The following is a 6,186-nucleotide window of genomic DNA, read 5'->3' on the forward strand; positions in this document are numbered from 1 at the left end:
CTATGCTGACGTCGAGACTTGTGATCAAGAGACAGGGTGCGGACCAGGCCCTCGCCGACGACGAAGAGGGCCGCGACGAGCAGGACGCTGGCATCGCCGAAGCCGGCCAGGGCCTCCGGCACGGTGACGGTGCCGGTGAGGGGCAGGAGGAGCAGCATGAGCAGCGCCACCACATCCGTGCGGGGGCGGCCGGTCACGAACATCCCGATGGCCAGGCCGAGGAGGGCCAGCACCGTGGCGAGCTGGGCGGTCATCGGCGGGCCGGAAGGCGATCGCGCCACGAGGGAGAGGTCATGCCGGTCCTTCCGCCGCCCTGGATCGTCCGGCCCCGAGGGGGCGTTCCCTCGGGGGGGGGCTCCCCCTTGGAGCGCCCCGGCCGGTGCCGGGGCGGAAGGCGGGGCGGCCGGGATCTGGGGCGGGACTATCCCATTCCGCCGCCCGGGTGAACCGGGCGGGGCGATATCAGGGCGGCGGCATCCCCACCCCGGTCAGAAGGCGAAGTCCACCTGTGCCGGATTGGCCTGCCCGCTGGCCAGGAAGCCGAAGCTGATCTCGCCATCGCCGGCGATGCCGCCGTTCCAGGCCGCGTTGTGGATGATGTAGCCACTGCTGGTGCGGGAGACGATCTCGGCGTTCCAGATCTGGGTGATCTCGTTGCTGATCTTCAGCTCGAACTCCCAGTCGGAAACCGTGGCGGCGCCTTCGTTGTGGACCGTGACGGCGCCCTGGAAGCCGTTGTTCCAGGCATTGGTGACGGCGAAGCTGGCGTCGAGGCCGCTGCCGGCGGAGCCCGTGCCGCCGGTTCCGCCGCCGGTCGAGCCCCCGGTGGAAGTGCCGGCGTCGTCGTTCAGGATGGTGGCGGTGGCGGTGCCGTCCAGGAGGGTGGCGCCGGAGGGGCTGGAGAGGACGAAGGAGAAGGTCTCGTCCGCCTCGGCCGCGCTGTCCGCCCCGATGGCGATGGCGACGGTCTTGCTGGTCTCGCCCGGGGCGAAGGTCAGCCTGCCGGAAGCGGCGGTGAAGTCCTCGGCCGTGGCGGTGCCGGGAACGGTGCCGAAGTCGACGGTGACGGCGGTGCCGGCGGCGGCGGAGAGGGTGACGGTGAAGAGCGCCACATGAGCGTCGCCCGCGGTGCCGGGGGTGGCGGTGCTGCCGTCGAGGCTGAACTGGATCGGCTGCAGCTCCGCCACCTTGGCGGCGTTCACCGAGGTCCAGTCATCCTGGAGGATGCCGCCGGTGTCGCCGGAATTCGGGTTCCAGGACCACCAGGTCCAGCTGATGCCCTGCTGGCCCGCGGCGATGTCGTGGGTGCCGTTGGCGTCGAGGTCGCCGGAGAGGTAGGCGGTGATCTTGTCGAGCCAGACGAGGTCCTTGGCGTCGGCCATCCTGCTGCCGAACTCGCCGAGATAGACCGGCGCGATGCCTTCCTTGTAGATGTAGCCCCACATCTGGTCGAATTTCTGGGTCAGCGTGTCGCCGAAATTCGCGCCCTGGAACCAGGGCTGGGCATAGATCGAGTTCGGGTAGTCGTGGGCCGAGTAGACGAGCTTGTTGGCGACGTCGAGCGTGACGGGGCGGTCGCGCACGCCCATGAGGTTGCCGCCCCACCAGTAGTTCTGGCCGTCATAGGTGCCGATGCCCTCGACGAAGATCAGCCAGTTCGGGTTGACCTCCCCGATCGCGTTGCCGGCGCGTTCCGCCGCCGCGGCCCAGTCGGTGGCGGTGCCGGTGCCCCAGGTGCCGTTATAGGGCTCGTTGTGCAGGTCGGCGCCGATGACGGTCGGATCGCCGGCATAGCGGGCGGCCAGCATCTGCCAGTCGCCGATCCACTGCGATTCCGGATGCGCGTCGTCGTACCAGAGGCCGTTGCCGGAGGTGCCGGCGCCGGCATCGCTGCGGTGGTGGTCGAGGATGATGCGCAGGCCGACCTGGCCGGCATAGTCCACGATCCGGTCCATGATCTGGAGGCCGGTCAGGCCCTGCAGGTCGGGGTTCTTGCTGAAGTCGATGCCGCTGGGCATGCCGCCGTGCAGCAGGTCGGTGGAGAAGGGGAGGCGGATGGTGTTGAAGCCCAGATCCACCATCTGGTCCATCATCTCCTTGTAGCCGCGCGCCCAGAGGCCGTGCGGCGCCTCGTTGGAGGATTCCAGCCCGAACCAGTTCACCCCGGCGATCTTCACGATGTTGCCGCCGGCATCGACGATCTGGTTGCCCCGGGTGCTGAACCAGCCGGTGGCGGCGGTGCCCGTGCCGGAGGTGCCGGGATTGCCTTCCGTGACGGAGACGTCGCTGACGCTGAGCTTCGGCGGGGTGGCGGCGGTGTCGTCGTTGAGGATGGTGCCGGTGGCGCTGGCGCGGGCGATGGTGGCGCCGCTCGCATCGGAAAGGTTGAGCAGGAAGCTCTCGTTGGCCTCCACCAGTGTGTCGCCGGAGACGGTGACGCTGACGGTCTTGCTGGTTTCCCCGGCCGCGAAGGTGAGGGTGCCGGAGGCGGCGGCATAGTCGCTGCCTGCCGTCGCGGTGCCGTCCGCCGTGACGTAGTGCAGCGTGACCGGGCCGCTGGCGGCTTTGGACAGGGCGACGGTGAAGGTCAGGACCTTGCTGCCGCTGTTGCCCTCGGCGACCGAGACATCGGCGACGGAGAGCTCGGGCAGGGTGGCGGGGGGCGCGGCGGCGGTGCCGTTCAGGGCGAGGTTGGCGGCCTGGCTGCCGGCGGCGCCGGTGGTGGCCTGGAAGCCGAATCCGAGCTGGCCGTTGGCGGGAACGGTAGCGTTCCAGGACAGGTTCCGCACGACGTAGTGCGTGCCGACATGGCTGACGATCTCGCCGCCCCAAAGGTTGGTGATGGTGAAGGCGGCGTCGAATTCCACGAGCCAGCCGTTCAGGGCCGTGTCGCCCGCCTGGATGGCCATGTTCGCGACGAAGCCGGCGCCCCAGTCGCTGGCGACGTTGTAGGTCAGGGACGATGCCATGGGCGAGGGCGTTCCGAATCCGGGTGTTGCAGCGCATGAGACATCAGGCGCGGAACAGTTGCAATTCCGGAAACATGCTTTCGCGAAACGTCAAGAATGGGGGGCGTGCGGCGTCGCGCCCATGGTTGGCCCTGGTGGAGGCGCCGCCTCCCCCGGTCCCCACCGCTGGGAAGATCGTATCTCCCCAGACCATGCCCCGGGTTGGTGCTGGTGGCACCGGCAGTCGCCGGGAAGCCATGATTCCCGGCGCGATCCGGCATCGGCGAGCGCCAGCGAAGGGGAGGTCCAGGCCCCTGGTGGATAGGGTCCGGGGGAGGCAAGGCCTTTCCCGGCTGGCCGTGGGGGAACTCCGGGGGCCGGAGGGTTCAGGCCCGGTTGCGGCGCGCGTGGCGGCGGACGGCGCCCTCGACCTGGGCGAGATCGCCGGGGAGGAGTTCCAGGCGTTCCTCGCGGGTGAAGAGGTCGGCGAGGTGCGGGGGGAGGGCGGGGCGGAAGCCGACTGCCTGTTCCGCCGCGTCGGGGAATTTCGCGGGGTGGGCAGTGGCGGCGACGATCACCGGGATCGCCGGGTCCTCGGGCGCCAGGGCGCGGGCGGCGTAGGTGGCGGTGGCGCTGTGCGGGTCGGGCAGCCAGCCGGTGGTGGCGTGGACGCGGCGCATCTCCCGCAGCGTGCCCTCGTCGTCCAGGGCGACGCCGCGGAAGAGTTCCGCCGCGCGCTGCCAGGCGGCATCGGGGACGGGCATGCGGCCGGTTTCGCGGAAGCCGCGCATGGCCTGGGCGGTGGCGGCGGGGTCGCGGTCCAGGAGCTCGAAGAGCAGGCGCTCGAAGTTCGAGGAGACCTGGATGTCCATGCTGGGGGAGAGGGAGGGCTCCACCGGCCGGGCGGACATGTCATTGGCCGTGAAGAAGCGCGGCAGGATGTCGTTGCGGTTGGAGGAGATGATCAGCCGCTCGATCGGCAGGCCCATCTTCCGGGCCGCCCAGGCGGCCAGCACATTGCCGAAATTGCCGGTGGGGACGGAGACGGCGACCGGGCGGTCGGGGGCGCCGAGCGCCAGGGCGGCATAGGCGTAGTAGGGGATCTGGGCGGCGACGCGGGCCCAGTTGATCGAGTTCACCGCGGAAAGGTTCATCTCCCGCCGGAAGGGGGCGTCGGCGAACATCGCCTTCACGAGATCCTGGCAGGTGTCGAAATCGCCTTCCACGGCCAGGTTGTGGACGTTGGAGGCGAGGACGGTGGTCATCTGCCGGCGCTGCACCTCGGAGGTGCGGCCCTGCGGGTGCAGGATGACGATGTCGATGTTGGCGCGGTCGCGGCAGGCCTCGATGGCGGCGGAGCCGGTGTCACCGGAGGTGGCGCCGACGATGGTCACGCGCTCGCCACGCTCGGCCAGGACATGGTCGAAGAGCCGGCCCAGGAGCTGCATCGCCATGTCCTTGAAGGCGAGCGTGGGGCCGTGGAAGAGCTCCAGCGCGAAGCTGCGGGTGTCGAGCTGCACCAGCGGGGCGATGGCGGGATGGTTGAAGGAGGCGTAGGCCTCCTCCGTCATGCGGCGCAGGGCGGCGTCCGGGATCGTGCCGCCGGTGAAGAGGCCGACGATGCGCGCGGCCAGTTCCGGATAGGGCAGGCCGCGCATCGCGCGCCATTCGGCGGCGGAGAGGGAGGGCCAGGTCTCGGGGACGAAGAGGCCGCCATCCTCGGCCAGGCCGGCGAGCAGGACGCCCGGGAAGTCGCGGGCCGGAGCCTCGCCGCGGGTGGAGACGTATCGCATGGGAGGCAGCGTATAGCCGGGTGGGCGGCAGGAAGCCATGCGGGATGAGGGGGGTGGGACGCGGGACGCGGCTTCACCGAAGATTCCGGGACGAAGGCCGGGGTGGGCCGTTATGGGAGGGGTCCGGGCGGGAGGCCGCCCCGGAAACGGTCCTGGATGGAGCGGAGGGAATCGTGAAGATCACGTTCTACGCGCATGCGAGCTTCCGGCTGGAGGCGGATGGGGTGGTGGTGATCACCGATCCCTACAAGCCGCCGCTCAGCCGCTTCGACCCGATCGACGAGCCGGCGGACCTGGTGCTGATGAGCTCGGCCACCGACGAGTTCCATTCCGACCCCAGCCATATCCGGGGCGAGCCGGTGGTGATCAACACGCTGGAGCTGCCGCCCGAGGGGGTGGAGGTGCTGGGCATCCCGGTCCGCTCCTTTCCGGCCTATGAGAGCCTGACCTTCGACTTCCAGGCGGCGGCGGGGCGGGACCCGGATGCCAATGCGCTCTACCACTTCACCCTGGGCGGGCTGCGGGTGCTGCACATGGGCGATATCGGCAACCCGGTGGACCCGAGGCAGCTGGAGGCGCTGCGCGGGCAGGTGGACATCCTGCTGGCGCTGACCGGCGCGCATGCGACCATCGCGCTGGACGACCTGGACGCGGCGATCGAGGCCATCGGGCCGCGGGTGGTCATCCCGATGCACTATTACAACCCGCGCGGCATCCTGCCGATCGAGCCGGTCGAGACCTTCCTGGCGCGGGTGCCGCCGGGACGGGTAACGCGGGTCGGCGGGCCGAGCCTGGAACTGACGCCGGAGACGCTGCCGGCGGATGCGCCGCATGTCTATGTGCTGGAGCAGTCGCGCTGAGGGCGTGATACGGGCGGCGTTGCGCCCTGTGGCCGCCCGCCGGGGGAAAGGCAGGGCCTTTCCACCCCGGGGACGGAGCGGCGGCGCCGGTCGGGCGCGGACCGGAGGTTGCCTGGCCTTGACCGGGCCGGGCAACGGGCGGAGCCTCCGCGCCCGGAATTCCGGAGGCCCCTGCCATGAACGAGCTTTCCCCGCCTGCCATGTTGCCTGCGCTGCGGGAGGCCCTGGTCTCGGAAGGTGGGCCGGAGGTGGCGGGCGAGGTGACGCGGCTGCTGTCCGGCGAGGCGTTCCGCAAGGCGGATGCCTTCGTGCGGCAGGACCATGAGCGCACGGTGTCGGAGATCATCCGCATCGCCGAGATCGCCTCGCCACCCTTTGGCGAGGCGAGGCGGGCGGCGGCCTATGGGGAGATGCTGCGGGCGCAGGGGCTCGCGGATGTGGCGCGGGACGCGGAGGGCAACGTCACCGCGCTGCGGCCCGGCACCGACCCGCAGGCGGGGCTGGTGGTGATCTGCTCGCATCTCGACACGGTGTTCCCCGAGCTGTCTCTTGATCACATCTACGCACAGCTCCACCGTAAGGCGA

At 70.5% G+C, this 6,186-nt stretch carries 4 protein-coding genes and 1 pseudogene; 2 read left to right on the forward strand and 3 right to left on the reverse strand.

What is annotated here, in order from left to right; translation table 11 throughout:
• The 3 genes from ROTAS13_RS17505 to thrC all read right to left on the reverse strand — a co-directional run.
• The coding region (locus tag ROTAS13_RS17505; RefSeq protein ID WP_371329201.1) for an SLC13 family permease at positions 1–281 on the reverse strand (281 nt) is incomplete at its 3' end.
• A gap of 207 nt (positions 282–488) precedes the next feature.
• Positions 489–2,969: a cellulase family glycosylhydrolase gene (locus ROTAS13_RS17510; RefSeq protein WP_075822977.1), complete on the reverse strand. Its 2,481-nt coding sequence runs from the start codon at positions 2,967–2,969 to the stop codon at positions 489–491.
• A 365-nt stretch (positions 2,970–3,334) separates the two neighbouring features.
• Positions 3,335–4,741: a threonine synthase gene (gene thrC, locus ROTAS13_RS17515; RefSeq protein ID WP_058390117.1), complete on the reverse strand. Its 1,407-nt coding sequence runs from the start codon at positions 4,739–4,741 to the stop codon at positions 3,335–3,337.
• A 173-nt stretch (positions 4,742–4,914) separates the two neighbouring features.
• Here thrC and ROTAS13_RS17520 point away from each other — a divergent pair, with 173 nt between their 5' ends.
• Together ROTAS13_RS17520 and ROTAS13_RS17525 are read left to right on the forward strand one after the other, a co-directional pair.
• Entirely contained in the window at positions 4,915–5,601 is a 687-nt protein-coding gene (locus ROTAS13_RS17520; protein WP_075822978.1) for an MBL fold metallo-hydrolase, read from the forward strand.
• 176 nt (positions 5,602–5,777) lie between these two features.
• Positions 5,778–6,186 (forward strand): annotated as a pseudogene (locus ROTAS13_RS17525) (hypothetical protein); the annotation flags it as partial.

This window comes from Roseomonas sp. TAS13 (assembly GCF_001950415.1).
Classification (GTDB): Bacteria; Pseudomonadota; Alphaproteobacteria; order Acetobacterales; family Acetobacteraceae; genus Roseomonas; species Roseomonas mucosa.

Coding starts and splice junctions, on each gene's coding strand:
- ROTAS13_RS17510 (WP_075822977.1), bottom strand. CDS start 2,969: ATGGCATCGTCCCTGACCTACAACGTCGCCAGCGACTGGGGCGCCGGC.
- thrC (WP_058390117.1), bottom strand. CDS start 4,741: ATGCGATACGTCTCCACCCGCGGCGAGGCTCCGGCCCGCGACTTCCCG.